Annotated in this window: 20 protein-coding genes and 1 tRNA gene; 5 read left to right on the forward strand and 16 right to left on the reverse strand. The window is 61.2% G+C overall.

The window, feature by feature from the left end; translation table 11 throughout:
• Position 1 precedes the first annotated feature (1 nt).
• Positions 2-829, forward strand: coding sequence for an ammonia-dependent NAD(+) synthetase (nadE, locus tag ACZRMO_RS11495; protein WP_463972931.1), 828 nt, complete (start codon positions 2-4; stop codon positions 827-829).
• A 136-nt stretch (positions 830-965) separates the two neighbouring features.
• On the opposite strand, the gene azu is transcribed toward nadE, so the two are convergent.
• Positions 966-1,412 (reverse strand): azurin, encoded by a 447-nt coding sequence (gene azu, locus ACZRMO_RS11500; RefSeq protein WP_463972932.1) that lies wholly within the window; start codon positions 1,410-1,412, stop codon positions 966-968.
• A gap of 333 nt (positions 1,413-1,745) precedes the next feature.
• On the opposite strand from azu, the gene ACZRMO_RS11505 reads away from it, so the two are divergent.
• Positions 1,746-1,928: a hypothetical protein gene (locus ACZRMO_RS11505; protein ID WP_207046617.1), complete on the forward strand. Its 183-nt coding sequence runs from the start codon at positions 1,746-1,748 to the stop codon at positions 1,926-1,928.
• 118 nt (positions 1,929-2,046) lie between these two features.
• Here the strand turns inward: ACZRMO_RS11505 and ACZRMO_RS11510 are convergent, their stop codons facing one another.
• The 5 genes from ACZRMO_RS11510 to ACZRMO_RS11530 all read right to left on the reverse strand — a co-directional run bounded on the left by ACZRMO_RS11510 (position 2,047) and on the right by ACZRMO_RS11530 (position 10,467).
• Positions 2,047-2,937, reverse strand: a complete 891-nt coding sequence (locus tag ACZRMO_RS11510) for a transglutaminase family protein (RefSeq protein ID WP_463972933.1) — start codon at positions 2,935-2,937, stop codon at positions 2,047-2,049.
• Positions 2,937-5,423, reverse strand: a complete 2,487-nt coding sequence (locus ACZRMO_RS11515; protein ID WP_463972934.1) for a circularly permuted type 2 ATP-grasp protein — start codon at positions 5,421-5,423, stop codon at positions 2,937-2,939. Before ACZRMO_RS11515 ends, ACZRMO_RS11510 begins: the two co-directional genes overlap by 1 nt.
• Before the next feature lie 169 nt (positions 5,424-5,592).
• Entirely contained in the window at positions 5,593-8,883 is a 3,291-nt protein-coding gene (locus ACZRMO_RS11520) for a transglutaminase family protein (protein WP_463972935.1), read from the reverse strand.
• A gap of 166 nt (positions 8,884-9,049) precedes the next feature.
• Positions 9,050-9,556: a hypothetical protein gene (locus ACZRMO_RS11525; protein ID WP_463972936.1), complete on the reverse strand. Its 507-nt coding sequence runs from the start codon at positions 9,554-9,556 to the stop codon at positions 9,050-9,052.
• Positions 9,553-10,467, reverse strand: coding sequence for an NAD synthetase (locus ACZRMO_RS11530; RefSeq protein ID WP_463972937.1), 915 nt, complete (start codon positions 10,465-10,467; stop codon positions 9,553-9,555). Before ACZRMO_RS11530 ends, ACZRMO_RS11525 begins: the two co-directional genes overlap by 4 nt.
• Positions 10,468-10,654: 187 nt before the next feature.
• Between ACZRMO_RS11530 and ACZRMO_RS11535 the strand changes: the two genes are divergently transcribed.
• Positions 10,655-11,143 carry an Hcp family type VI secretion system effector gene (locus ACZRMO_RS11535; protein WP_463972938.1) on the forward strand — a complete coding sequence of 163 codons (489 nt, stop codon included), beginning with the start codon at positions 10,655-10,657 and terminating at the stop codon, positions 11,141-11,143.
• Between the two features lie 15 nt (positions 11,144-11,158).
• On the opposite strand, the gene ACZRMO_RS11540 is transcribed toward ACZRMO_RS11535, so the two are convergent.
• The 3 genes from ACZRMO_RS11540 to ACZRMO_RS11550 all read right to left on the reverse strand — a co-directional run bounded on the left by ACZRMO_RS11540 (position 11,159) and on the right by ACZRMO_RS11550 (position 15,051).
• On the reverse strand, positions 11,159-11,599 hold the full coding sequence (locus tag ACZRMO_RS11540) for a hypothetical protein (protein ID WP_463972939.1): 441 nt from the start codon (positions 11,597-11,599) through the stop codon (positions 11,159-11,161).
• The gene (locus ACZRMO_RS11545; protein WP_463972940.1) at positions 11,599-12,525 is read right to left on the reverse strand and encodes an NAD synthetase; all 927 of its coding nucleotides are present in this window, start codon (positions 12,523-12,525) and stop codon (positions 11,599-11,601) included. The genes ACZRMO_RS11540 and ACZRMO_RS11545 overlap by 1 nt, the downstream gene beginning before the upstream one ends.
• 222 nt (positions 12,526-12,747) lie before the next feature.
• A complete protein-coding gene (locus ACZRMO_RS11550; protein WP_463972941.1) occupies positions 12,748-15,051 on the reverse strand; it encodes a YgiQ family radical SAM protein in 2,304 nt (767 codons plus the stop codon).
• Positions 15,052-15,263: 212 nt separating this feature from the next.
• On the opposite strand from ACZRMO_RS11550, the gene ACZRMO_RS11555 reads away from it, so the two are divergent.
• Entirely contained in the window at positions 15,264-19,235 is a 3,972-nt protein-coding gene (locus ACZRMO_RS11555; RefSeq protein ID WP_463972942.1) for a dermonecrotic toxin domain-containing protein, read from the forward strand.
• A gap of 6 nt (positions 19,236-19,241) precedes the next feature.
• Here the strand turns inward: ACZRMO_RS11555 and dnaB are convergent, their stop codons facing one another.
• From dnaB to rnr, 7 genes are all read right to left on the reverse strand, one after another.
• A complete protein-coding gene (gene dnaB / locus ACZRMO_RS11560; RefSeq protein WP_463972943.1) occupies positions 19,242-20,639 on the reverse strand; it encodes a replicative DNA helicase in 1,398 nt (465 codons plus the stop codon).
• Positions 20,640-20,749: 110 nt separating this feature from the next.
• A complete protein-coding gene (gene rplI, locus ACZRMO_RS11565; RefSeq protein WP_003171376.1) occupies positions 20,750-21,196 on the reverse strand; it encodes a 50S ribosomal protein L9 in 447 nt (148 codons plus the stop codon).
• A gap of 18 nt (positions 21,197-21,214) precedes the next feature.
• Positions 21,215-22,108: a YybS family protein gene (locus ACZRMO_RS11570; protein WP_124525559.1), complete on the reverse strand. Its 894-nt coding sequence runs from the start codon at positions 22,106-22,108 to the stop codon at positions 21,215-21,217.
• Positions 22,109-22,144: 36 nt separating this feature from the next.
• Complete coding sequence (rpsR, locus tag ACZRMO_RS11575) at positions 22,145-22,375, reverse strand: 30S ribosomal protein S18 (protein ID WP_003171373.1); 231 nt, start codon at positions 22,373-22,375, stop codon at positions 22,145-22,147.
• A 29-nt stretch (positions 22,376-22,404) separates the two neighbouring features.
• On the reverse strand, positions 22,405-22,827 hold the full coding sequence (gene rpsF, locus ACZRMO_RS11580; protein ID WP_003217491.1) for a 30S ribosomal protein S6: 423 nt from the start codon (positions 22,825-22,827) through the stop codon (positions 22,405-22,407).
• Positions 22,828-23,134: 307 nt separating this feature from the next.
• Positions 23,135-23,893, reverse strand: coding sequence for a 23S rRNA (guanosine(2251)-2'-O)-methyltransferase RlmB (gene rlmB / locus ACZRMO_RS11585; RefSeq protein WP_034105689.1), 759 nt, complete (start codon positions 23,891-23,893; stop codon positions 23,135-23,137).
• Positions 23,890-26,526, reverse strand: a complete 2,637-nt coding sequence (rnr, locus tag ACZRMO_RS11590) for a ribonuclease R (protein WP_124525558.1) — start codon at positions 26,524-26,526, stop codon at positions 23,890-23,892. The genes rlmB and rnr overlap by 4 nt, the downstream gene beginning before the upstream one ends.
• Positions 26,527-26,750: 224 nt before the next feature.
• Between rnr and ACZRMO_RS11595 the strand changes: the two genes are divergently transcribed.
• Positions 26,751-26,837: transfer RNA gene (locus tag ACZRMO_RS11595), tRNA-Leu, on the forward strand.
• Positions 26,838-26,843: the final 6 nt, after the last annotated feature.

Here is a 26,843-nt window from a genome sequence, read left to right on the forward strand (position 1 = left end):
CATGCAAGCCGTACAGCGTGAGATAGCTGAAAAGCTCAAGGTCCAAGCGCCGTTCAATGACCAGGCCGCCCTTGAGGCCGAAGTTGCCCGCCGCGTGACTTTTATCCAGGACTGCCTGCGCAATTCCGGGCTCAAGACGTTGGTGCTGGGCATCAGCGGCGGTGTCGACTCCCTGACCGCCGGCCTGTTGGCCCAGCGCGCGGTAAAAGAGCTGCGGGAAAACAGCGGTGATGAGGCCTACCGCTTTATCGCGGTGCGCCTGCCCTACGAAACCCAGTTCGACGAAATCGATGCCACGGCCTCGGTGGACTTTATCGAGCCCGACGAGCGCCACACCGTCAACATCGGCCCGGCAGTAAAAGCCCTGGCCCATGAAGTGGCGGCGTTTGAAGGCAAGGCCGCGGTGTCCCGTGATTTCGTGCTGGGCAACACTAAGGCGCGTATGCGCATGGTGGCGCAGTACACCATCGCCGGCGCGGCCGGTGGCTTGGTGATCGGTACGGACCATGCGGCGGAAGCGGTGATGGGCTTTTTCACCAAATTCGGCGATGGCGCGTGTGATTTGGCGCCCTTGAGCGGGCTGGTGAAAAACCAGGTGCGGGCGATTGCACGGCACTTCGGCGCGCCGGAATCGTTGGTGGAGAAAGTGCCGACGGCGGACCTGGAAGACTTGTCGCCGGGCAAGCCGGACGAAGCGTCACATGGCGTGACCTATGCCGAGATCGATGCGTTCCTGCACGGTGAAGCGGTGCGTGAGGAAGCGTTCCGGATTATCTGCGAGACGTATCGCAAGACCGAGCACAAGCGGGTCATGCCGTTTGCGCCGTGAGGTGAGCCTGGTAGTTTTGTGTTGATTGTTCGGCCGCCTTCGCGAGCAAGCCCGCTCCCACATTCGACCGCATTCCCAGGTTGGAACTCGGTCAAGTGTGGGAGCGGGCTTGCTCGCGATGAACGATAACGCGGTCTTACTTGACGACCACGGTGCCTTTCATCATCGACACATGGCCCGGGAACGAGCAGAAGAACATGTAGTCAGTGCCGGCAGCCAGTTTCGCCACATCAAAGGTCACCGAATCTTTCTCGCCAGCGCCGATGATCTTGGTGTGGGCGATGATGCGTGTGTCGCCTTCTTTCAGGTAGTTCTTGTCGATACCGGCAGCCATGCCGTCGGTGGCAACCGGCTGCATGTCAGCGGCGCTGGTCAGTACCCAGTTGTGGCCCATGACGTTTTTCGGCAGGTTGCCGGAGTGCGTCAGCTCGACGGTGAAGGTCTTGCAGCTCTTGTCGATTTCAATGGCTTTGGTGTTGAAGGACATTTGGTCGGTGGAGTCGACAGTGACCTTGCACTCTGCAGCAAGCAACTGGCCGCTAGCCAGAGTCAGCAGGGAAACAGCAACGAGTTTGGCGAACATGTGAATCTCCAAGGCAGGGTTTAGAAAACGCGGATTGCGGCAAGGGTGCCTCAAGCAGGCAAAAATTCTTATGATCTGAATCAACAGATTGTATACAACTTTAGGCTATCAGACTTATCAACACAATCTAACAGCCAAAGTCGTACGACCTTTCTATGATCGGCCCATCCCCCACCGGAGTCCGAGCCATGCACCTCAACCAACTGATCAACGGCCTGCTGGCCGCGTACGCCTGCGGTAAGTGAGGGCCAAGCGCGCTGCTAAGCTGCTACCATAGCCGCCCAAGGCAGCTGCGCGCCGCCCACCCTCACCTTCGACCCTAGAGGATCGCCCATGGCCAAACCTAATTACTCCTTCGCCAAACGTCAGAGAGACTTGGCCAAGGAGCAGAAGAAAGAGGAAAAACTGCAACGCAAGAAAGCCGCTGCGGATGAAGAAGCGGGTGCACTGAACCCGGAAGCAGAAGGCGACGTGGCAGCTGAAGAGACTGAAACACCGAAAGATCCGGCTGAATAATTGATCGTTCCCACGCCCGGCGTGGGAATGCAGCATCGGACGCTCCGTGTCCCGGCGCACCGCAAGGTGACGCAGAGCGTCACGGTAGGCGTTCCCACGCAGAGCGTGGGAACGATCCTTACTCCAGCGGCATCACAGTCACCCGCACTTCCGGGTCATGGCTCCCTCCCCCCAGAATCACCCCCCGCAACGGCGACACATCGGAGAAATCCCGGCCCCAGGCCAGGGTGATGTGCTCCAGCGCCGGCTGCACATTGTTGGTCGGATCAAAGTCCACCCAGCCCGACACCGGGCAATACACCGAGACCCACGCGTGAGACGCATCGGCGCCGATCAGCCGTGGCTGGCCGGGCGGTGGCTGGGTCAGCAGGTAGCCGCTGATATAACGCGCCGCCAGACCGCGCGAGCGCAGGCAGGCGAGCATCAGGTGGGCGAAGTCCTGGCACACGCCACGGCGGCGCTCCAGCACTTCCACCAGCGGCGTGGCGACCTGGGTGGCTTCGGCATCGAAGGTGAACTCGCTGAAAATCTTCTGCATCAGCGCCTGTACGCCGAGCAATAACGGACGCGCCGGCGGGAAGCAACTTTCGGAAAACTCGACGAAATTTTTCTTCAGGTGCACGTAGGGCGATTCGAAGCGATAACGGATCGCCTCGATCAGCTCCACGGACAGCGGCTGGCTGCTGTAGGTCAGGCTGTCACGGGTCTGGTCCCAGGCCGGCGACTGCTGAAAATCCAGCGTCGGCCGCGCCAGCACTTCCACAGTCAGCCCGGCGTTCACCAACAGCTCATCATGGGGTCGTTCAAACGCCAGCCGCGTGATTGGGTTGCCAAACACATCCAGCTCATCGCGCCGCGACGTCGGCTCGGGGCTGATATCCAACTGCTGCGCGCTGCAACGCTGCCAGGCGCACGGCCGTGGCCACAGGTGCGCCAACTGCTGGGCCAGGGACACCGGGCTGTCGTAGTGGTAATGGGTATCGTGGAAAATCTGGTAGCGCGCACTCATCACAACGACACCGTTTGCTGGCTGACATCATCGACATGGGCAAAATGGCGCAACGCGAGGCGATCCGACACTTGCCCGCTCTCATCGGCCACCGCTTGCAGCAGGTCGGCCAGGCCGTCCAAGGCGGCGCGCACACTGGATTCGCCAAACAACGGATTCTCCAGGCAGCCCAGGTCGAAGTGCGAGAGGCGCTCCACCAGCGGGCCGAGGCCGGTTTCCCGGGGCACGCCAAAATCATCATTCAAGCGGCGCAGGGTGCGGCTCACGAGTTTCAACTGGAACAGCACCGCGTGGGGGTTCTGTTCGTCCAGTAGCAGCAAATCGAGTACCGGGATCAACTGCGGCACCGCCAGGTAACGCGAGCGATAGGTGATGCTGCTGTTGCCCAGTTCGAGCAACCACTCCAGCCCGGCCTGATCGAACACCGCCACGCCGCGCAGGAAGGCGGCGAGGCTGCTGCTGAGAAATTGCAGTCGCTCGATGCGCCGGCCCATCATCAAAAAGCGCCAGCCTTCGTCGCGGGTCATGTCGTCCAGGGCAAACCCGGACAGCGCCGCGAGCGACATCACCAGGCGGTTGAGAAAATCCAGCAACTCGCCAAAGTCCGGTGTTTCGCTTTCCAGCTCCACGGCTTCGCGTTGCAACTCAACCAGCGCCTGCCAGTTCTCCCGGGACAACTTGCCACGCACCTGGGACGCCGCCCACTGCAAGCGTTGCAGGTTGGCGCGCAGGCTCGACGGCCAGTCGTCACCGAGCATGGCCCCCAGCAGGCGCTCGGGTAACTCGCCCTCCTCCGGCAGCAGGCGCAGGCTCTCGCCCAGTTCGACCGCCGCTTGCAAGGCCTGGGGATCGTCGCCGTCTACATAACGCGCCAGCACAATGCGCAGCCAGCGCGCGCTGTCATCACAGCGCTCGCAGTAGCGGCCAAACCAGAACAGGTTTTCCACCACGCGGGACGGCAGATACGGGTCGCGGCGCACCAGGTCATGGGCGCCGATAGTGCGTTGGGCGCGCCACTGTTCGCCGCCGGGCGCACGCTCGCCGAGCACCCAGGTGTCCTTGCTCGCGCCGCCGCGTTGCATCGACACCACTTCGGCATCGGCTTCGGCCGCCACACGGGTCAGACCGCCGGGCAGCACGCGGTAGCCGTCATCGCTGGCCACGGCGTACACGCGCATGCCGATGGCGCGGTGTTGCAGGTGATCATCCACGGTGTGCCACACCGGCGCCTGGGACAGCTGCGCCAGTTCCTGGGCGACATAGGCGTAGGGCCGCGCGCGCATGCGTTCGGCGAGGGCCTGGCGTTGTTTGTCATCCAGGTCACGACCGAACACCGGGGTGAAACTCTGCGACGGGAACGCTGGCTTGATCAGCAGCTCGGGCAATTTCTCCAGGGCTTCGGCGAGCACTGGCGCTTCACCGCACCACCAGGTGGCGATGGACGGCAGGATCAGTTCCTCGCCGAACAGGAACTCGTTGATCTTCGGCAAGAAGCCGAGCAGCCCCGGTGACTCCAGCACGCCGCTGCCCAAGGCATTGGCCACCAGCACGTTGCCTTGGCGCACGGCATCGAGCAGGCCGGGCACGCCGAGGGCCGAGTCGGTGCGCAGTTCCAGCGGGTCGCAGAAATCGTCGTCGAGGCGTCGCATGATCGCGTGCACCCGGCGCAGGCCGCTGAGGGTCTTGAGGAATAACGTGCTGTCGCGCACGGTGAGGTCGCCGCCTTCCACCAGCGGGTAGCCGAGCTGGCGTGCGAGGTAGAGGTGTTCGAAATAGCTTTCGTTGAAACGCCCCGGCGTGAGCAGCACGATCAGCGGCGGCTGGTCATCGCCCGGCGCCTGGCGCGCGAGGGTTTCCTGCAAGGTGCGGAAGAAGCCGGTGAGGTGCTGCACCTGCAAGTCGCGGTAAAGATCCGGGAAGGCGCGGGACACGATGGTGCGGTTTTCCAGCGCATAACCGGCGCCGGACGGTGCCTGGGTACGGTCAGCCGTGACCCACCAGCGACCGTCCGGCGTGCGCGCCAGGTCCACGGCGTACAGGTGCAAAAAAGCACCGTCCGGCGGCTGGATGCCTTGGCATGGCCACAGGAAGTTGTTGTGCCCAAACACCAGCTCGGCCGGCAGCAGACCTTCCTTGATCAAGCGTTGCGGGCCATACAGGTCGGCCAGCACCGCATTGAGCAGGCGGGCCCGCTGGGCGATTCCGGCCGACAGGTGCTGCCACTCTTCGGCGGCCAGCACGTGGGGCAGCAGGTCCAACTCCCACGGGCGATCGGCGCCCTTGGGGTCGGCGTAGACGTTGTAGGTCACGCCGTTTTCCTGGATCTGCCGGGTCAGCAACGCTTGGCGCTGGGCCAGTTGCGCCGGGGTGCTGCGTTGCAGGTGATCGAGCAGGCGCTGCCAATGGGCACGCACCGCGCCACTGTCGTCTAGCAGTTCGTGATAAGTGCCCGCAGTCAGCGGGTAGCGGTCGAGCAAGTTGGACATGGAACGCTCGGCAGAGGCAAGGGGGCGGTGTCAAAGTCACCACAGTCTAATGTGGGAGCTGGCTTGTGTGGGAGCGGGCTTGCTCGCGAAGGCGGCGGGTCAGTCAATACATGTATCGGCTGATACACCGCTTTCGCGAGCAAGCCCGCTCCCACATTTTTAACCGCATTCAGTCATTTTTATTGGGGAAACGTCGTAGATCCAGAGTCATTGGCAGTTCGTCGTTGATGACGACCGTTGGCACCGGAAGCTTTCCAGGGCTATGCCCCAACCGGAAAAACCGCGCCATCCGCCGGCTCTCCGCCTCATTGGCATTCACCGGCAAGCTGTCGTAATTGCGCCCGCCCGGATGCGCCACGTGGTACTGGCAACCGCCCAGCGAGCGCTGCATCCAGGTATCCAGCAAATCAAACACCAATGGCGCGTGCACCGGGATGGTCGGTTGCAGGCAGTTGGCCGGTTGCCAGGCGCGGTAACGCACACCGGCGACAAACTCGCCCACGCGGCCGGTGGCTTGCAGCGGCACCGGGATGCCGTTGCAGGTCAGCAGGTAGCGTTGCGGCGGCAGGCCGGTCAACTTGACTTGCAGGCGCTCCAGGGACGAATCCACGTAGCGCACCGTGCCACCCACCGCGCCTTCCTCGCCCAGCACGTGCCAGGGTTCGAGGGCCTGGCGCAGCTCCAGTTCGATGCCGCTGACGGCGTAGTCGCCGACCTTGGGAAAGCGAAACTCCAGGTGCGCGGCAAACCATTCGGCGCGCAGCGGGTAGCCGGCGGCGTTGAGTTCGACGATCACATCGGCAAAGTCCTGCTCGATAAAATGCGGCAACAGGAAACGGTCGTGCAGCTCGGTGCCCCAGCGCGCCAGCTTCGGCGGCGCATAGGGCTCGCGCCAGAACCGTGCGACCAGCGCACGCAGCAGCAGTTGTTGGGTCAGGCTCATGCGCGCATGGGGTGGCATTTCAAACGCGCGCAGTTCCAGCAGGCCCAGGCGACCAGTGGCGCCGTCCGGCGAGTAAAGCTTGTCGATGCAGAATTCGGCGCGGTGGGTGTTGCCAGTCACGTCGATCAACAGGTTGCGCAGCAGGCGGTCCACCAACCACGGTGGGCAGTCTTCGCCGGGTTCGGGCATTTGCGCGAAGGCGATTTCCAGCTCGTACAAGGCGTCGTTGCGCGCTTCATCCACGCGCGGGGCCTGGGACGTCGGGCCGATAAACAGCCCGGAAAACAGGTAGGACAAGGACGGATGGTTATGCCAATAGCTGATCAGGCTGCGCAGCAGATCAGGCCGGCGCAGGAACGGCGAGTCCTTGGGCGTCGCGCCGCCGAGTACAAAGTGGTTACCGCCGCCGGTGCCGGTGTGGCGCCCGTCGATCATGAATTTTTCCGTGGTCAGGCGGGTTTGCCGCGCCTCTTCGTAGAGGAATTCGGTGCGCTCCACCAGCTCGTCCCAACTGGCGGACGGCTGCACGTTGACCTCGATCACACCCGGGTCCGGTGTCACGCGGAAGTTGCTCAGGCGGGTATCGGCAGGCGGTTCGTAACCTTCCAGCAGTACCGGACAATGCAGCTCTTCGGCGGTGGCCTCGATGGCGGCGACCAACTCCAGGTAATCCTCGACGCGCTCCAGCGGCGGCATGAACAGGTAGAGGCGGCCCTCCCGTGCTTCGGCGCACAACGCGGTGCGGGTCAGCCAGTCGGCGGATTCGTCCACGCTGGGCGTACGCTCATCGCTCGGCGCAGGTTCGCCGTGGCTATTCAACTGAGCGGTGGTGGGCAGCGCCGGCTGATCCTGGTTAGGGTCCGTCGGATGCACAAACGGATACTCCGCCGCCGTCACCCAAGGCTGCGACGCCAATGGCAGGCGATAGCCCAACGGCGAATCCCCCGGCACCAGGCGACAGTGGTTATCGCGCAGGTACCAACGCCCGCTCTGCCAGCGGTCGTTGGCGGCCGTGCGTGCCAGCGGCAGTACTTGGCCGATGACTTTATCCAGCCCTTGGCTGAACACCTTGCGCAGGCGTTCACGCTCCAGGTCGTCACTCAGCCGCGGGTCCTGGGCCGTGACGTTTTGCGGCAGCGCACCTTCGCGCCACAGGTAGTAGAAGTTGTCTTCAAAGGCCGGGAATACAAAGCGTGCCGGCAGCTTCAGGCGTTCGGCGACGCTGGCAAGGAAACGCCCGGCCATGGCGCCGTCCGCGCCGTAGTCTTCTTGCTCATCGGCAATCAGCGCGCTGTTGTGCCAGATCGGCACGCCGTCGCGGCGCCAGTAGCAGTTGAGCGACCAACGCGGCAGTTGCTCGCCGGGGTACCACTTGCCCTGGCCAAAGTGCACCAGGCCCTTGGGCGCGTAGTGCTTGCGCATGCGCTGGAACAACTCGGCAGACAGGCGGCGCTTGTCCGGGCCCAGGGCGGCGGTGTTCCACTCGGCGCCGTCGGGGTCGTCGATGGAGACGAAGGTCGGCTCGCCGCCCATGGTCAGGCGTACGTCGTCCTTGAGCAGGTCGCCATCGATCTGCCGGCCCAGGGCCTGGATCGCCAGCCATTGCTCTTCGGTGTAGGGCTTGGTGACGCGCGGCGCTTCCCAAATCCGCTCAACGGACATTTCGTGGGTGAATTCGCACTCGCACGGTTCCACCAAGCCACTGATCGGCGCCGCAGACGATGGATCGGGACTACAGGCCAACGGGATATGGCCTTCACCAGCAAACAGGCCGGAGGTGGCATCCAGACCGATCCAGCCGGCGCCGGGCAAATACACTTCGCACCAGGCGTGCAGGTCGGTGAAGTCCACTTCGGTGCCGGACGGGCCGTCGAGGGCTTTGACGTCGGCGGTGAGCTGGATCAGATAGCCAGACACAAACCGCGCCGCCAACCCCAGGTTGCGTAGGATCTGCACCAGCAACCACGCCGAATCGCGGCACGAGCCGGAGGCGTTTTCCAGGGTGAACTCCGGGGTTTGCACGCCCGGCTCCATGCGGATCAGGTAGCCGATATCGGCGGCCAGGCGCTGGTTGAGGCCCACCAGGAAGTCCACGGCGGGCAATGGCGTGCGGTCGATACCAGCCAGGTAGGCGGCGAATTTCGGCGTCAGCGGCAAGGTTTCCAGGTACGGCGCCAGCTCGCGCTGCTCATCGGCGGCATAGCTGAAAGGGATTTTTTCGGCGTAGGGTTCGAGGAAAAAGTCGAACGGATTGAACACCGCCATCTCGGCGACCAGATCGACTTCGATACGCAGCTCGTCAGTCTTTTCCGGGAACACCAGGCGCGCCAGGTAATTGCCCTGGGGGTCTTGCTGCCAATTGATGAAATGCTGCTCGGGCAGCACTTTCAGCGCGTAGGACAAGATCCGCGTACGGCTATGGGCCGCCGGGCGCAAACGCACGATCTGCGGGCCGAGTTCGACAGCGCGGTCGTAGCGGTAATGCGTAACGTGGTGCAACGCGACATGAATCGACACGGCGGCCTCCTGCGAGCCAGGGCATGGGGTTGACGCGCGCAAGACTTATGCCAGCGCGGCAGTCATTGCGCTTTGTCATAGGACCCGGTGCAGTACAGCACCAAAACGGCGCCAACGTTGGTGCCTTGGTGCAACAGTTGCACATATTTGTGGCGGGCGTGGGGGATTACCTTGGTTTCTTTATTCTGATGATTGCGCGTTCGTGTTTGCGTCGTTTCTCGATGGCCACCCCGATCTGGCGGCGCATATGGCGAAGTTCTACGCACTTGGCACGCATTTCCTGGTGGCGTTTGCTACGTAGTAGTGCCAACCCGATCAGAGGCCACCCTACACTTTCTGCAGAAATAAAAGGGGGCGGTGAAAACCGTAAAGCTGGTAAAGCGAACAATAAGCAGGCGATGAAAAGACCATACATGCCCCAGACCCACTTCGGCCTCCCGTAGGCAATCATGACATTGCAGAGGGTAATAAAGAGAGCCAACATTACGCAGGCATCCTCAGCAGCAGATTCCGATAAAGCCCAGGGAGCTGCGCGCGGGTAGTAGTGCTCCAACAGTGCGACAACTGCCGTCCCCCCCAAAAGGCTCATAAAGATCGCCCCGATAAAGACTGGAAAGTAGCGTAAAAGAAAAGGTTTTCTCGGTATGAGATATCTGGTTCTGAGTAATCTCATTCTGAAATCTCCTCATACAACCCAATCGCTAGGATCCGTATATTCCCCGACCTTACACTGCCAGCAATACCCGATACGGCGCCAAGGGCATTGAGCATCTGCATCATGGTCCCATTCCTTACGTCGGCCGACGTGAAGCGTTTGGGTATCTCACCAGCCATCTGCTTGAGCTTAAGCATTCTTCGGGTCATGTCTGGATGGTTGATACTTAACATTTCCTTGGTGAGCCTGACCCGCTCTTGCCGATTCAAACCTTTGAGCACTTGGTGAGTATTTCTCCCTGTTACCTTTTTTAGTGTATTAACCATTCGAATCGTAGACATTGCCGTGTTACCGACACCCAACAATGACGCCGCGTCTAGCCCAAGCGTCATGGCTTGATACCACTCTTCGCGGTCCAGTTCGTCATTCAGTGCAGGGTCTATAGACTCATTTCGCGTCCGTCGAATGCCCATAGCGCACTGGAGCGTACTGGCCGTCGCCCCCACAACGCTAATCGCCGCCGCGACGCCTGTAGCCCCAAAAGTAAATGGGCTCAGCACGGAGCCACCTGCGATCAGTAACCAACTAATCAAAGCCGACGTACACGCAAACCCCGCATTCACCGCCTCAAACGTCACATCCGCCTCTCGCGGCTCATTCGCCAACCGCCGCGCAAACTCCACCCGCCCCACATAACTCGGCGCCTCCCGCAAAATCACCTTCTTCGGCGCGATGCTGCAAATCGGCTGAAACTCGCGCAACACAATCGCCCGCAACTGCCCATCGAGGTACACCACGCCCGCGCCGACAATCGCCGGATCAGCATCAATGGCCGCAAACAACTTACGCAGATCAATACTGCTTTCCACCCACTGCCGCGTCGTCAAATGCGCACTGGGGAACCCGTCTCTCAACACACTGGAAGTCATCCCTTTACTCCGGTTTTTCACAAGAGCGCAGAGGGTAAAGACTGGGCATCGCTTAAAAATGTCAGAAGCTTCGCTTTATCAGGACAGGCACTTCCTGATCACGGTGTAGCGCCTTGTAGGCCATGTCCCGAATAGGAAAAAGTACGCCCCGCGCCACTCCCGGCGGACACCAGTACAGGGAACGACAATGGCAACTGATATGTTTTTGAAGTTGGGCGACATCAAGGGCGAATCCAGGGATCAGGCCCATCGCGATGAAATCGAGATCAGCCGCTGGGGCTGGGGCATGTCGCAGACAGGCTCGATGCATAGCGGCAGCGGCGGTGGTGCGGGCAAGGTCAATATCGATAACCTTTCTATCTCAAAGGTAATGGATAAGTCCTCACCCAATCTGATGATGGCCTGCTCCACCGGCAAGCATTACCCGGAAGCGCGGCTGGTGGTGCGCAAGGCCGGGGGCAGCAGTGCCGTGGAATATCTGGTGATCACGCTGAAGGAGGTGATGGTGACGTCCTACCAATCCGACGTGGTGAAAAACAGCGATGAACTGACAGAGGTTATCGGCTTGAATTTCGCCAGCGTCGAAGTCAGCTACCAACCGCAGAAAGCAGACGGCGGCAAGGACGGCGGCGCCGTGAAATACGGCTGGAACATTCGTCAGAACGTGAAGATCTGACCACGCGAGCCAAGGCTACAACCCGGCCTTGGCCGCCTCTCGCAGTCGGCGCACGCCCACCAGTTTGCCCACCATCGCCCGATAGCCCTTGCTGTTGATCAGCAACAACCCCAGCAGCGGCCAGAACAGGCATTCGCTGTAGATAAACCAGTGCGGCTCGTACGCCAAAGTCGGCAGGGTCACCAACAGGCACACCACGAAAAACCCGACCATGCCCCACACCGCCCACGCATGCCCGCGTACCACCAGGAAGTTGCTGTTGGTCACGAACAGCGCGGCGAAGAGCACGACAAACCAGGACACGGTGGCATTGGTGGCGACGGGCACGTCGGCAAAATACGTACTGGCCGCCAGGGAAATCGCAGCGGAGCCGCCCAGGCAGCCGGCGAGGATCACGCCGATAAACGCAGGAAAATGCGCCAGCAAAAACGGTTTCAGGGACGGCACGCCACTCATTATTCGCCCTCCTCGTACAGGCCGATCGCAAAGGTCTTGGCCTGTTTGTAGTTGTCCGAGCGTTTCAGCCCCCAGACACTCAGGCCTGCGCCCATCGCATCGCCCAACTGCACGTAGGTGGCGTGTTTGAGTTGCGTCGGGGTGAAGCGCTTGGGCAACTCACCGCTCATTTGCAGCAGCTTGCGCATCTTGGTGGACATTTGCGGGTCGGCCACTTTGAGCAGCTCTTTGGTGAGTTTTTCACGCTCATGCCCGTTCAGGCCCTTGAGCACCTGGCGCAGGCTTTTGCCGGTGGCGGCGCGGGTGACATTGACCAGCTTGACGGTGGTCAGTGCCGAAGCGCCTACGCCCACCAGCGCGGCGCCATCAAGCACCTTGGTCGCGGTCTGGTACCACTCCTCGTTGTCCAGGTAGTCGTTCATCGCCGGGTTGCTGATTTCGTTGCGGGTGCGAAAGCCGCTCACCAGGCAGGACACGGTGCTGGCAGACGCCGCGGTATAGCCGATGGCCGTTACCACGGTGCTGGCGCCAGCGGTGAACGGGATGGCGATGGTGCCACTCAACACCACCAGCCAGCCGATCACCGCACCGGTGCAGGACAGGGTGGTGTTGAACGCCTCGCTCATCAGCCGCGATTCGCGCGGGTTGTTCAGCACCTGGTCGGCGAACTGGGCCGGGGCAATGTACTTCTGCGCCTCGCGGATAATGATGCGCTTGGGCAGGATGCTGCAGATGGGCTTGAATTCGCGCAGGGTCACGACGTTGAAGTCGGCATCGATGTAGACCACGCCGGCGCCGACGATGGCTGGGTCGGCGTCGATGGCGGCGAACAGGCGGGGGACGTTGATTTCGCTTTCGATGCGCTGGCGCGCCATGAACTGGGAGCGGTTGGAGTCCATGCCGATGTTGGCCAGGGGGTTGCCCATGGGGGTGTTCTTCCTTGAAAGGGGTGGTGACTGAGCTGCCGTCTTCGCGAGCAAGCCCGCTCCCACACTTGACCGAGTTCCAACATGAGAATGCGGTCGAATGTGGGAGCGGGCTTGCTCGCGAAGGCGGCTTAATGGCCGCCACCTTAACAAACAGGCGCGCCACCGAATAGAAAGCAAAACGCCAGCACGAGGCTGGCGTTTGGCATTTTCAGGCGTCGATCAACGCGGCACCACCGGCTTGCGCGCAGGCTTGCCGCCCTTGCCCTTGGCCGCATCGCTGCGTTCCTTGGCCGCCTGCTTGTTGCGCGCCTGGGCCGCGGCCTTGGCTTGCTCACGCTTGTCCCACGGGTTGCTGCCGTCGCTGCCTCGCGGTGGCAAACCGGTGTGCTGGGTGAGGATCTTGGTCGTGGTTTCCTTGGCGACCTTATGGCTGCCAGCCGGCGTCGAGTTCTTGCGACGGGCGCTCTGGTAGCTGTCGGTGGACGGCTGGTGCAGCGGGATCAGTTGGTCCTTGCCCGGCCCGATCAGGTCGGCGCGGCCCATGCGGGTCAGCGCTTCACGCAGGATCGGCCAGCCTTTCGGGTCGTGGTAGCGCAGGAACGCCTTGTGCAGACGGCGCTGGTCTTCGCTCTTGACGATGGTCACCGCGTCGCTCTTGTACGTGACCTTGCGCAGCGGGTTCTTGCCCGAGTGGTACATCGCGGTGGCGGTGGCCATCGGCGACGGGTAGAACGCCTGCACCTGGTCGGCGCGGAAGCCGTTGCCCTTGAGCCACAGGGCCAGGTTCATCATGTCTTCATCGGTGGTGCCCGGGTGGGCGGCGATGAAGTAAGGAATCAGGTACTGCTCCTTGCCCGCTTCCTTGGTGTACTTCTCGAACATGCGCTTGAACTTGTCATAGCTGCCAATGCCCGGCTTCATCATCTGGTTGAGCGGACCTTCCTCGGTGTGTTCCGGGGCGATCTTGAGGTAGCCACCGACGTGGTGGGTCACCAGCTCCTTGACGTATTCCGGCGACTCGACGGCGAGGTCGTAGCGCAGGCCGGACGCGATCAGGATCTTCTTCACCCCCGGCAACGCACGGGCGCTGCGGTACAGCTGGATCAACGATGAGTGGTCGGTGTTCAGGTTCGGGCAGATGCCCGGGAACACGCACGACGGCTTACGGCACGCGGATTCGATTTCCGGGCTCTTGCAGGCGATGCGGTACATGTTCGCGGTCGGGCCGCCGAGGTCGGAGATCACACCGGTAAAGCCCGGGACCTTGTCGCGGATCTCTTCGATCTCGCGAATGATCGACTCTTCGGAACGGTTCTGGATGATGCGGCCTTCGTGCTCAGTGATGGAGCAGAAGGTGCAGCCACCAAAGCAGCCACGCATGATGTTCACCGAGAAGCGGATCATGTCGTAGGCCGGGATCTTTTCCTTGCCGTACACCGGGTGCGGGATACGTGCGTAAGGCATGCCGAACACGTAGTCCATTTCTTCGGTGGTCATCGGGATCGGTGGCGGGTTGAACCATACGTCCACTTCACCGTGCTTCTGCACCAGGGCGCGGGCGTTGCCTGGGTTGGTTTCCAGGTGCAACACGCGGTTGGCGTGGGCATAGAGCACGGCGTCGCCACGGACTTTCTCCACCGACGGCAGGCGGATCACGGTCTTGTCGCGGGTCATGCGCGGGCTGGCCAGGATCTGTACGACCTTGGCTTCTTCCGGGTCGTCCACCGGCCCCTTTTCCTGCTCGATGGCGCAGGCTTGGGTATCCTGGGTATTCACGTACGGGTTGATGATCTTGTCGATCTTGCCCGGACGGTCGATACGCGTGGAGTCCACTTCGTACCAGCCCGCCGGCGTGTCACGGCGAATGAACGCGGTGCCGCGCACGTCGGTGATGTCTTCGATCTTGTGGCCCCACGACAGGCGCTGGGCAACCTCGACAATCGCACGCTCGGCGTTGCCGTACAGCAGGATATCGGCGGCGGCGTCGATCAGGATCGAGTTGCGCACGCGGTCCTGCCAGTAGTCGTAGTGGGCGATGCGGCGCAGGGAGGCTTCGATGCCGCCCAGTACGATCGGCACGTTCTTGTACGCTTCCTTGCAACGCTGGCTGTACACCAGGCTCGCGCGGTCCGGGCGTTTGCCGGCCATGCCGCCTGGGGTGTAGGCGTCGTCGGAACGGATTTTCTTGTCGGCGGTATAGCGGTTGATCATGGAGTCCATGTTGCCGGCCGCGACGCCGAAGAACAGGTTCGGCTCGCCGAGCTTCATGAAGTCGTCTTTGGACTGCCAGTTCGGCTGCGCAATGATCCCGACGCGGAAGCCCTGGGACTCCAGCAGCCGGCCGATAATTGCCATGCCGAACGACGGATGGTCAACGTAGGCATCACCGGTGACGATGATGATGTCGCAGGAATCCCAGCCAAGCTGATCCATCTCCTCCCTGCTCATTGGCAGGAATGGCGCAGGACCGAAACATTCGGCCCAGTACTTGGGATAGTCAAATAACGGCTTGGCTGTTTGCATGACGGTGACCGGTGTTGAGATGAAAAATCGCGGGCGCGGAATATAGCACAAATTTTGACCAATTCCGACTGGAATGGTCGGCTTTGCTCGACGCACCTCACTGCGGCGCCAGCTACCTGATTTTGCGGGGCGCGGGGCGCCATTCGGGTAGCCGCTGGCGGAAAAATCCATGGGTAGTCTGGCGCAAAACGACCTGACCTTTGGATACAGCGATGAACGGTAGCTCTGCTCCAGCCCTTTCAGTCCACGCGGACTTTATCAAATCCCAACTGCCGGCCTGGTTGACCAGCGCCCCCGAGGCGTCGCGTAAAGCCCTGCGCGAAAGCCTGCTCAAAAGTAACCAGTCCCGGCATGACCTCAAGGCGTTCCTGCAGCGACTCAAAGGCCCCGAAGCCTTCGCACGCCCATTGTTGCGCAAGCACTTGCGGCGCCGATTCCCGGTGCCACCCATCGATGAAACCGCCATCTTGTCGCGCGAATGGAAACATCATCACCTGCTGGGGCTGATCAAGACTCACGCCCAAACCACTGAACACTCCTTGCTGGAAGCCGCCCTGCAAAACTTCGAAGAAGAAGAGGCGGACGAGGATGGCATGGAGGAAGGCACCTGCATCTATACCCTCCACTCCAGCGGTCGCAGGCGCAGCATCGTCTCGCCCACCGAGTTTGCCGAACTCTGCCGTAGCCTGGACCTTGGCGAGCAGTATCAGGACCATCTCGAGCAGGTACTTGACCGAACCTACACACTGCGCATGACCAGCAAGGTGCAAAAGCTGTTCGTGGAGCAGGCAAAAAACGCATTTGCGGTCACGATCCACCTGGCATTCATGGACGGCAGCCTGCCGTCGAACCTCTACCAACCCTTGCTGACGCTGGCGCAAGACGGCCGCCATGCGGACATTACGTGCAGCCACCTGACGATTGACGGAGTCGTGCTGCCTTCGGTGCTGGTGATTCAGTGCAAGGTCAACGACAGCGAACTGCTGCTGTACACGCCCGAAGATCCGCAAGCCCCTGTGCGCCGCCACGCCTGCCTTGAGGAACTGGAAAGCCAACTGGTGGAACGCCTGAACAAAAGCGCCGAGTACACCACCTTTTTCAAGAGCCTGGTGCCTTTGCAGTACCAGGAAACGCTGCTGAAGATAAGGCCTGCGTGGCGCGACTGGTTTTCTGTGGGGGCCAAGGGAACGCTCATACCGATCAGCCTGGAGTCTTCGCTCACCTGCACCGAGATCCAGGTGCACGTGTTTCTCGCGGTCTCGCGCCAACGCATCAACCAGATCAAGAACGATGCCCGTGCGATAGCGGTGCCGACCGCAGACGTCGATCTCGTCGCCCGGCGCAAACGCCTGCAAGCCTATGCCGACCTGGGCAAATCCGTGTTGTTTTTTGCGGCCTCGTTTGTCCCCCTCGTGGGTGAGGTGTTGCTGGTGGTCTGCGCAGCCCAACTACTGGGCACCGTCTACCACGGGTTCGCCGCCTGGAGCCGGGGAGACAGCGAGGAGGCCCTCAACGACCTGCTGGATGTGGTGGACAACGTCGCCCTGGCGGCTGTCACCGCTGGCGCGGTCAAGACGGTCGGGTTTACCGCCGGACTGGTCAGAGTCAAGCTGCGCCAAGGCGGTGAGCGCCTGTGGAAGCCCGACTTGCAGCCCTACCGTCAAACCGCCACGGCATTGCCCGCAGGCCTGGCCGCGGACGCCGAAGGGATCTACTCCCACGAAGCACAGCACTACCTGAAACTCGACGACCACCTGCACGCAGTGAAACGCGACCCCAAGAGCCAGCAATGGCAACTGCAACACCCCTGCGACTCGGGTGCCTACACCCCGCCCCTGCTGAGCAACGGCGTGGGCGGTTGGCGCCACCTGCATGAGTCCGCCCGCGACTGGGACGACCTCAAGCTAATCAAGCGCCTGGGCCCTGACGCGGCCAATATCAGTGAGCCCCAGGTCGAACCGATCCTGCTACTCAGCGGCCTGGACAGCACCACCCTGCGCCAGGCCCATGAGGAAGCCGTGCGCCCACCGCCCCTGCTGCGGGATACGGTAAAGCGCTTCAACCTGGAGCAGGAAATCGACGCGTTCGACTGCTATCGGGCAGAAGGCTCTGAGGTCACGCCCAGCACGCCCTATATTCAACTGCACCTGGTCACCTCACTGCCGCAATGGCCGCAGGGCCGGGTGTTGAACGTCGTTGACGAACAGGGTGCAACCGTCGTCAGCCGCGGCAGCGGAGACAGTGAACTGAAGGTGCCACTGGCACGCTTCAAGCGCGGCGATTTATTGCATTACCTTGAGCAACACCTGCCCACGGGCGAGTTCAACGAACTGCTGCCGGCCTCGCCTAACGAGACCATAGGCACCGTGGAAAACCTGGCGCAACGCTTGGCCGATGAGGCCCGCCAGCATCGACAGCCGCTCTTCAACTGGCTGGAGCAGACGCTGAACACCCCGCCCTCCTCACCCGCCGCCAAGGAGATGGCCCGGCTCATGCCCGGACTATCCAAGAGCCACCTTGAAGAAATGATGGCCGTGCTCAGCCCCGAGCAGCAACGACGACTCTTACTGGAAAAAAGCCTGACCTCGCAACAACACTGGGAAGCCGACCAATACCTGCAACAACTGCGCACCTGTCACGCCTTTGCAAGCCTGCACCTGGAGTCAACCGCCACCTCGGAAACACCCGCCATGATCCTTGCGACCCTGGAACGAGTGCCAGGTTGGCCCGCCAAGCACCCTATAGAAGTCCGCGAACAAAACAGCACCGGCGCCTTGCTGGCGAGCACTGGCCCGCAAGACGCGACCACGCGCCACCTGATCGTCCGCGAGGGTGAACAGTACCGCCTGCAGCCAGCGCCAGGCCAATCACCCCAGGTCGCGGGTGACTTGATCGCCGCGATCATCCCGACCCTGTCCACCCGTGACCTCATGAGCGTGCTGCAAAAGTCAGAGGTGCGCACGCTTCAGGAGGCCATGCACAAGGCAGGCTTGGGCGCCATGGCCAATCACCCGCCAGCCTTTCGTACGAAGCTGGTGCGCAGCGGGTCATTTCCGACCGGCAATGCCATCGACCCTTTGTTTGCCGACCCCAAGCCCCCCGAAGGCCTGGTACAGCGCACCGACGGCATCCACCTGGCACCGGCGCTGCCCGACGGCAGCATTCGTTGCTACGTGCTAATCAACGCCAAATATTACCGGGTCAAGCTGGACGGCGGGCGTTGGCGATTGCTGGATAACCGCAGCCTGTTTCGCGCCTATCAGCCTTACATACGGCAACGCCCGGAGGGCGGTTGGCAGTTGGATGAAAGCATCGACAGCCCACCCTCCCTGGGCATGAAAAGCGCCGATGAACAGTTGGTGCAAGCAGAGCCCGCCAGCGAACCCGAAGCCACTGAAGACGCCAGCACCGCTTACACGCCGGATGAGTTGAGCCGCATGCGCTCCAACAACAATTACCTGAACAACCAGAACTACCGACGTATTTACGACCGCACCAATAACGGCCGATACCCGCTTCGCGATTTGGAAGGGCGGCCGATGCGCATACGGTTCATACAATCGATCGGCACCTCGGGACAGTCCGCAGAGGCCTTCAACAAGGACAAGATCTTGCCGTTTATCCAATGGGAGGGTTTTGAAAAAGTCGCCAAGCTGTACGACGCCAAACTAAAAACCACTGCCTTTACGGCAGCCCACCAGCGGTTCCCCGAAGAGTCGGGCTTGATCGGGCAACTGACTGTCGTGACTACCCGAGCGATAAAAAAGGGCGAGGCGCTGGGCGTGTACGGCGGAGAGCTGGTCCCCCTGCGCATTGCCGGGATTCGCCATGATCCCTATCTGCTCGACGTGTTTGTGCAACGAAGCAAGAGCACGATGAAGGGAGGTAACCCGGCATCCGGGCAGATCGACCCCGACACGGTGCTTTCAGGTGACAACGTACTTTCGCGGATCAACACCCTGTTCGAGTACGAGAATGGTCGGCCCGTCAGGCAGGCCTCGACGGGTTACAACGTGGTCAGCGCTGGTTTCCAGGTAGACGCCCAGGCCGAAAACCAACCCATGGTCCGCCTGGAGATTACCGGCTTTTTTGCCAATGAAGACCTCAAGCCCGGCACTGAGCTGCGCTGGAACTACGGCTATGACGAGGCTTCCATCCGACAGTTGTTCGAACGGCTGCTATGACCCGGGTTACTCGTCGTCGTCGAAGTTGTAGCTGCCCGGCGCAAGGTTCTCGAAGCGCGTGTACTTGCCGATGAACGCCAGGCGTGTCGTGCCGATCGGGCCGTTACGCTGTTTGCCGATGATGATCTCGGCGATGCCTTTATGCTCGGTCTCGGGGTGATACACCTCGTCGCGGTACACGAACATGATCACGTCAGCATCCTGCTCGATTGCTCCAGATTCACGCAAGTCGGAGTTGATCGGGCGCTTGTTGGGGCGCTGCTCGAGGGAACGGTTGAGCTGTGACAGCGCCACCACCGGGCAGTTGAATTCCTTGGCCAGGGCTTTCAACGAGCGGGAAATTTCGGAAATTTCGTTGGTACGGTTGTCGCCGCCGGAACCGGGAATCTGCATCAATTGCAGGTAGTCGATCATGATCAGACCGACTTCACCGTGCTCACGCACCAGGCGCCGGGTGCGCGCGCGCATCTCCGAGGGGCTGATACCCGCGGTGTCATCGATGAACAGCTTGCGGTCGTTGAGCAGGTTGACCGCCGAGGTCAGGCGCGGCCAATCGTCATCTTCCAGGCGACCGGCACGGACTTTGGTCTGGTCGATGCGGCCAAGGGACGAGAGCATCCGCATGATCAGCGATTCACCTGGCATCTCGAGGGAGTAGACCAGTACGACTTTTTCGCTGCGCAGTACGGCGTTTTCCACCAGGTTCATGGCGAAGGTGGTCTTACCCATCGACGGACGGCCGGCGACGATGATCAAGTCGGCCGGCTGCAGGCCGCTGGTCATGCCATCAAGGTCGGTGTAGCCGGTGGACAAGCCAGTGATGGCATTGTCGGTGTTGAACAGCGTGTCGATACGGTCGATCGCCTTAGTCAACAGCTCATTGACGCCCACCGGCCCGCTGGTTTTCGGCCGTGCTTCGGCAATCTGGAAGATCTGCCGCTCGGCCTCGTCGAGGATTTCTTCGGCGGTACGGCCTTCGGGGTTGAAGGCGCTGTCGGCGATTTCAGTGGCAATGCCGATCAGTTGGCGCAAGGTCGCCCGCGCGCGAACGATCTGCGCATAGGCCTTGATGTTGGCCACCGACGGGGTGTTTTTTGCCAACTCACCCAGGTAACCGAGGCCGCCCACTTGCGAGGTCTGGCCTTCCTTGTCCAATTGCTCGGCCAGGGTCACCACGTCGATTGGCGAGTTCTGGTCGGCCAGCTTGGCGATGGCGCGGAAGATCAGGCGGTGATCATGCCGATAGAAGTCGCCGTCCGAGACTTGATCCAGCACGCGTTCCCAGGCGTTGTTGTCCAGCATCAAGCCACCGAGCACGGCCTGTTCGGCCTCGATGGAATGCGGCGGCACCTTCAGGGCAGCGGTTTGCAGATCGTATTGCTCGGGAGCTGAAATATCGTTCATGGCCACTTGGAATTTGGGGTGTGTAGAAAAACAAAAGGCACGACCTGTAAACAGGATCGTGCCCGATGTTAACCGCCTGGCACGCGAGGTGCCAGTCAGTTAGGTGCGACTTAAGCTGCTACCACGACAACGCGTACGGTGGCTTCAACTTCAGCGTGCAGGTGCACGGCTACGTCGAATTCGCCTACGTTGCGGATGGTGCCGTTCGGCAGACGAACTTCGCTCTTCTGCACTTCAACGCCGGAGGCGGTCAGTGCATCAGCGATGTCGTGGGTGCCGATCGAACCGAACAGCTTGCCTTCGTCACCGGCGGTGGCAGTGATAGTCACTTCCAGCTCAGCCAGTTGGGCAGCGCGAGTTTCGGCCGAAGCTTTTTTGTCTGCTGCTGCTTTTTCCAGCTCAGCACGACGCTCTTCAAACGCAGCCAGGTTGGCAGCGGTTGCAGCGGTGGCTTTGCCGTATGGCAGCAGGTAGTTACGACCGTAGCCGGCCTTAACGTTCACTTTGTCGCCCAGGTTGCCCAGGTTGGCGACTTTTTCCAGAAGGATCAGTTGCATGTGAAAATCCTCTAACTTTTAACCTTCACCGTTCGCGTTATCGGCGTCTTTCGACGCCAGACGACCGCGAAAATCAATCAGGCCGTCGATAATGGCCAAGACCACGAGTAACGGATAGATCAGCTGCATGAACAGCAACAGCGTGACGTACAACCCCACCAGCCAAAACTTGGCCAGGCGCTTTCGCGCAACCAGCCCATGAATCAAGGCCAGCCCGGCAAACACCAGCGGTACGCTGCAAATCGGCGCCAGCAAGGCCATCTGTGGACCGAAGTTCGGCCCGACAACCATGCACGCCAGCAGCAACATCGCCGGCCCCGCTGGGATTCTGATACTGCGAAATTCGCGACCAAAACCACCCGGGTTGTACAACAACGCCTGCCAATAACGCCCAACAATCAGGCTCAGCACGCTGACGACCTGCAACAATGCCGCAATCAGGCCGGTCAGGACCGGGGCAATCAGTGACGCAAACCGCGCTCGCTCATCTACCGACAATTGCTGGTAGAGATCCCCGAGGGCCATCGGCAGGATCTTGACGATCTCTTGCGACAACCCTTCGATTTGCGGGCGGAAAGCCGCGCCAAGCATCACTGAGTACACCAACCCCAATGCCACGCTGACCAGCAGCGTGCGGACCCAGGACTCACTTGCGCGTAAAACCAACGCAAGGCTCGATGACCCCAGCAGTACCAGAAGTACCCGTGGATCACCCAATTGCAGCCACCAGATCAAGGCCGGCAACAATCCCAGGGCAAGAACGCCAAGGGCGTCCTTCAAACCGCGCCGCAGCAGCACAAGGCAACCCGCGGCAGCACCCAACCAATAAAGCAACGGCAATGCCGCACATCCAGCCACTACCAGAGTGGCCTGCACACGACCGCGCATGATGAACTCAGCTAAGGCGCGCATGCATTCAATCCCTTACTACTTATCGACTGCCCGGTCTCAGCGGCCGTGGCTGTCGGTGTAGGCCAGCAGGGCCAGGAAGCGGGCGCGCTTGATAGCGGTGGCCAGCTGACGCTGATAACGAGCTTTGGTACCGGTGATACGGCTTGGAACGATTTTGCCGGTCTCGGATACGTAGGCTTTCAGAGTGTTGAGATCTTTGTAATCGATCTCCTTCACTTCTTCAGCGGTGAAGCGGCAGAATTTACGACGACGGAAGAAACGTGCCATTTGATAGGCTCCTTAATAAGGTCCGTGGATTACTCGTCAGCGTTGTCGCTGTTGTCGCTGTCATCACTATCAGCGCTTTCAGCGCCTTCGTGCTCAGGACGGTCGCGACGCTCACGGCGCTCACTGCGGTTTTCTTCAGCCTTGAGCATCTCGGATTGGCCGGTAACGGCTTCTTCGCGACGGATGACCAGGTTACGGATCACTGCATCGTTGTAGCGGAAGTTGTCTTCCAGCTCGGCCAGGGCCTTGCCAGTGCACTCAACGTTCAGCATCACGTAGTGAGCCTTGTGAACATTGTTGATTGCGTAGGCCAGTTGACGACGGCCCCAATCTTCCAGACGGTGGATTTTGCCGCCGTCTTCTTCGATCAGCTTGGTGTAACGCTCAACCATGCCGCCGACTTGCTCGCTTTGATCCGGGTGGACCAAAAAGATGATTTCGTAATGACGCATGAATGCTCCTTACGGGTTGTAGCCTGCCGCTCAAAAACGGTCAGACAAGGAGTGAATGACACTTATGGATCTTGCCGAAGGGGGACACATCGGTGCCCGCCAGGAAGGCAAGGGGCGCAATTGTAGAGAAGGGGGAGGAAGCGTGCAAGGTGATTGGTGATTATTTGAACAGCGCAGCACCCGCATAGACGCAAAACAACTGTGGGAGCTGGCTTGCCTGCGATGGCGGCGGCACTGGCAACATCTCTGCTGACTGACACACCGTCATCGCGGGCAAGCCCGGCTCCCACAGGGTACTGCGTTGTTATCAGCCTTTCTTCACACCCTTCTTGGCACCGCGCTGACGCTGCGCCTCGAACAAGCACACGCCGGTGGCAACCGACACGTTCAAGCTGCTGACGCTACCGGCCATCGGCAAGTGCACCAGGTAATCGCAATGCTCACGGGTCAGGCGACGCATGCCCTTGCCCTCTGCGCCCATGATCAGGATGGTCGGGCCGGTGAGGTCCTGGTCATAAATGCTGACCTCGGCCTCCCCCGCCGTGCCCACGACCCACAGGCCGCGCTGCTGGAGCTTCTCCAGGGTGCGCGCCAGGTTGGTCACGGCCACCAGCGGAATCACTTCCGCCGCGCCGCAGGCAACCTTGCGCACAACCGGCGTCAGGGTGGCCGACTTGTCCTTGGGCACGATCACCGCCAGCGCGCCGGCAGCATCTGCCGAACGCAGGCAGGCGCCGAGGTTGTGCGGGTCGGTCACGCCGTCGAGCACCAGCAGCAACGGTGCGCCTTCGGTGCGATCGAGCAGCTCGTCGAGCATCGCTTCGCCCCAGACCTGGCTCGGGCTTACGTCCGCCACCACGCCTTGGTGAACACCTTCAACCCAGACGTCCATCTCACGACGTTCAGCCTGGCCGATAGCGACCTTGTTTTGCGTGGCCAGCTCAACCAGCGCTTGTACACGCGGTTCGCTGCGACCTTCCGCCAACCACACCTGCTTGACGCGCTTCGGGTGGTGACGCAGCAGTGCTTCTACGGCGTGGACGCCGTAGATTTTTTCCAGACTCATGACTTGGCCTTAGGTTTGCGCGACCCGCCGCTTTTGGCAGGGGCCGAACCCGCTTTCGGCGGGCCTTTACGATGTTTACTTGGCTTGCTCGACGGCTTTTCCGCCCCGTGGGACTTTCCCCCAGACGCCGCTTTACCACCGCTTTTGGCTTCGTTGAGCAACTGCTGCTTCAACTCGCGGCTCTTGCGCAGCTCGGCGTTTTTCGCCGCGGCGTCGCTTGGGCGGTAGGCCTCAGGAGCCTTTTCCTTGGTGGACGAACGACGACCAGCCTTGGCGGCCGGCTCAGGCTCCGCTGCTTTCGCAGGGGCGCCCTTGCCTTTGCTTGCTGGTGCAGTCGGCGTGCTGCCACGATTTTTTTTGCGGCTCCCCGGCGATTCGGCTGGCTTGTCAGACATACCGAAGTCGATCTTGCGCTCGTCGAGGTCGACGCGCATGACCTGCACTTCCACGGTATCGCCCAGACGGAAGCTGCGCCCGGTGCGCTCACCCGCCAGGCGGTGATGCACAGGGTCGAAGTGGTAGTAATCGCCCGGCAGCGCCGTAACGTGTACCAGGCCTTCGACGTAGATGTCGGTCAGTTCCACAAACAGGCCAAAGCCGGTCACGGCCGTGATCACGCCCGGGAACGTCTCGCCTACGCGATCCTTCATGAACTCGCACTTGAGCCAGTTCACCACGTCGCGGGTGGCTTCGTCGGCGCGGCGCTCGCTCATGGAGCACTGCTCGCCCAACTGTTCCAGGGCCGCTTCGTCGTACGGATAGATCCGTGCCTTCGGAATGGTCATGGCACCGGCGCGCTTGACGTGCGGGGTGTTCTGCTTGGAATGGATCACGCTGCGGATTGCGCGGTGCGTGAGCAAGTCCGGGTAGCGACGGATCGGCGACGTGAAGTGGGTGTACGCCTCGTAATTCAGGCCGAAGTGGCCCTGGTTATCGGCGCTGTACACCGCCTGGCTCAGGGAGCGCAGCATCACGGTCTGGATCACGTGGTAATCCGGGCGATCCTTGATGCTGGCCAGCAAGGCCTGGTAGTCCTTCGGCGTCGGGCCGTCCTTGCCTTTGTGCAGGGACAGGCCGAGCTCGCCGAGGAACGCGCGCAGTTTTTCCAGACGCTCCGGCGGCGGGCCGTCGTGCACGCGGTACAACGCAGGAATCTCGTGCTTCTTCAGGAACTCGGCAGTGGCCACGTTGGCCGCCAGCATGCATTCCTCAATCAGCTTGTGCGCATCGTTACGCGTGGTCGGGGTGATTGCGGCGATCTTGCGCTCGGAACCGAAGACAATCCGGGTTTCCTGGGTTTCAAAATCGATCGCGCCACGGGTATGACGGGCGCCCAGCAACACCTTGTACAGCGAGTAAAGCTGCTTGAGGTGCGGCACCACGCCAGCGTATTCAGTACGCAGGGCCTTGGCTTCGCTGGTCTTCGGCGTTTCCAGGATGGTGCTGACCTTGTTGTAGGTCAGGCGCGCCTGGGAGTGGATCACCGCTTCGTAGAACTGGTAGTCGGTCATTTCGCCGGTTTTCGAGATGGTCATCTCGCACACCATGGCCAAACGGTCGACTTTCGGGTTCAGGGAGCACAGGCCGTTGGACAGCTGCTCAGGCAGCATCGGGATCACGCGCTCAGGGAAGTACACCGAGTTGCCGCGCACCTGGGCTTCGTTGTCCAGGGCCGAACCGATCTTCACGTAGCTGGACACGTCGGCAATCGCGACGAACAGCTTCCAGCCGCCGGAGAACAGGCGCAGCTTGCCCGGCTTGGCTTCGCAGTAGACCGCATCGTCGAAGTCGCGGGCATCTTCGCCGTCGATGGTGACGAACGGCAGATGACGCAGGTCGATGCGTTTTTCTTTGTCTTTCTCTTCTACTTCCGGCTTGAGCTTGGCGGCTTCTTTCAGCACAGCCTCAGGCCAGACGTGAGGAATATCGTAGGTGCGCAGCGCAACGTCGATTTCCATGCCCGGCGCCATGTAGTTGCCGACCACTTCAACGATATCGCCCTGTGGCTGGAACCGTGCGGTTGGCCAGTGGGTGATCTTCACCTCGACGAACTGACCGACCTTGGCGGCGCCATTGCGGCCCGGGGTGATCAGCACTTCCTGCTGGACCTTCGGGTTATCCGGCACGACAAAGCCGATGCCGCCTTCTTCGAAGTAACGGCCGACGATGGACTCGTGGGCACGGGACACCACTTCGACGATCACACCTTCACGGCGACCACGACGGTCCAGGCCGGACACGCGCGCCAGCGCACGGTCGCCATCGAACACCAGGCGCATTTGCGCCGGGCTCATGAACAGGTCGTCACTGCCGTCGTCCGGGATCAGGAAGCCGAAGCCGTCACGGTGGCCGGCGATACGGCCCAGGATCAGGTCGAGCTTGTCCACAGGCGCATAAGTGCCGCGGCGGGTGTAGATCAGTTGAGCGTCGCGCTCCATGGCACGCAGGCGGCGGCGCAGGGCTTCGAGCTGGTCTTCGGTGGTCAGACCGAATTCTTCGACCAACTGCTCGCGGCTAGCAGGCGAACCACGATCGGCGAGGTGCGCCAGGATCAGTTCACGGCTAGGAATAGGGTTTTCATATTTTTCCGCTTCACGAGCGGCCTCGGGATCGAGGGACTGCCAATCGGCCATTAGAGAGTTTTCACCTTGTCTATATGCGGGTTAGTTTGGCATACGCGTATTGAAACGGGAAATTTCAGGCATCAACAAGCGTTTAAAAGCCCTTTGGCGCCCTTTCCAGGCACCTTGCACGACCATTGGCGAAATATTCCAGGATTTTTTCATGGCAGGGGTTTACAGCTCAATAGGCCCTCCGTATAGTGCGCGCCATCGACGACGGCAACGTTGTTGATGTTGCCCAGGTGGTGAAATTGGTAGACACGCCAGCTTCAGGTGCTGGTGATCGCAAGGTCGTGGAAGTTCGAGTCTTCTCCTGGGCACCAAATTCA

Source organism: Pseudomonas sp. B611, assembly GCF_055407965.1.

Coding starts and splice junctions, on each gene's coding strand:
- ACZRMO_RS11510 (WP_463972933.1), bottom strand. CDS start 2,937: ATGAGTGCGCGCTACCAGATTTTCCACGATACCCATTACCACTACGAC.
- ACZRMO_RS11570 (WP_124525559.1), bottom strand. CDS start 22,108: ATGCGCGCCTTAGCTGAGTTCATCATGCGCGGTCGTGTGCAGGCCACT.
- rpsR (WP_003171373.1), bottom strand. CDS start 22,375: ATGGCACGTTTCTTCCGTCGTCGTAAATTCTGCCGCTTCACCGCTGAA.
- ACZRMO_RS11555 (WP_463972942.1), top strand. CDS start 15,264: ATGAACGGTAGCTCTGCTCCAGCCCTTTCAGTCCACGCGGACTTTATC.
- rlmB (WP_034105689.1), bottom strand. CDS start 23,893: ATGAGTCTGGAAAAAATCTACGGCGTCCACGCCGTAGAAGCACTGCTG.
- ACZRMO_RS11535 (WP_463972938.1), top strand. CDS start 10,655: ATGGCAACTGATATGTTTTTGAAGTTGGGCGACATCAAGGGCGAATCC.
- ACZRMO_RS11550 (WP_463972941.1), bottom strand. CDS start 15,051: ATGCAAACAGCCAAGCCGTTATTTGACTATCCCAAGTACTGGGCCGAA.
- rpsF (WP_003217491.1), bottom strand. CDS start 22,827: ATGCGTCATTACGAAATCATCTTTTTGGTCCACCCGGATCAAAGCGAG.
- ACZRMO_RS11540 (WP_463972939.1), bottom strand. CDS start 11,599: ATGAGTGGCGTGCCGTCCCTGAAACCGTTTTTGCTGGCGCATTTTCCT.
- ACZRMO_RS11515 (WP_463972934.1), bottom strand. CDS start 5,423: ATGTCCAACTTGCTCGACCGCTACCCGCTGACTGCGGGCACTTATCAC.
- nadE (WP_463972931.1), top strand. CDS start 2: ATGCAAGCCGTACAGCGTGAGATAGCTGAAAAGCTCAAGGTCCAAGCG.
- ACZRMO_RS11530 (WP_463972937.1), bottom strand. CDS start 10,467: ATGACTTCCAGTGTGTTGAGAGACGGGTTCCCCAGTGCGCATTTGACG.
- ACZRMO_RS11525 (WP_463972936.1), bottom strand. CDS start 9,556: ATGAGATTACTCAGAACCAGATATCTCATACCGAGAAAACCTTTTCTT.
- rplI (WP_003171376.1), bottom strand. CDS start 21,196: ATGCAACTGATCCTTCTGGAAAAAGTCGCCAACCTGGGCAACCTGGGC.
- dnaB (WP_463972943.1), bottom strand. CDS start 20,639: ATGAACGATATTTCAGCTCCCGAGCAATACGATCTGCAAACCGCTGCC.
- azu (WP_463972932.1), bottom strand. CDS start 1,412: ATGTTCGCCAAACTCGTTGCTGTTTCCCTGCTGACTCTGGCTAGCGGC.
- ACZRMO_RS11545 (WP_463972940.1), bottom strand. CDS start 12,525: ATGGGCAACCCCCTGGCCAACATCGGCATGGACTCCAACCGCTCCCAG.
- rnr (WP_124525558.1), bottom strand. CDS start 26,526: ATGGCCGATTGGCAGTCCCTCGATCCCGAGGCCGCTCGTGAAGCGGAA.
- ACZRMO_RS11505 (WP_207046617.1), top strand. CDS start 1,746: ATGGCCAAACCTAATTACTCCTTCGCCAAACGTCAGAGAGACTTGGCC.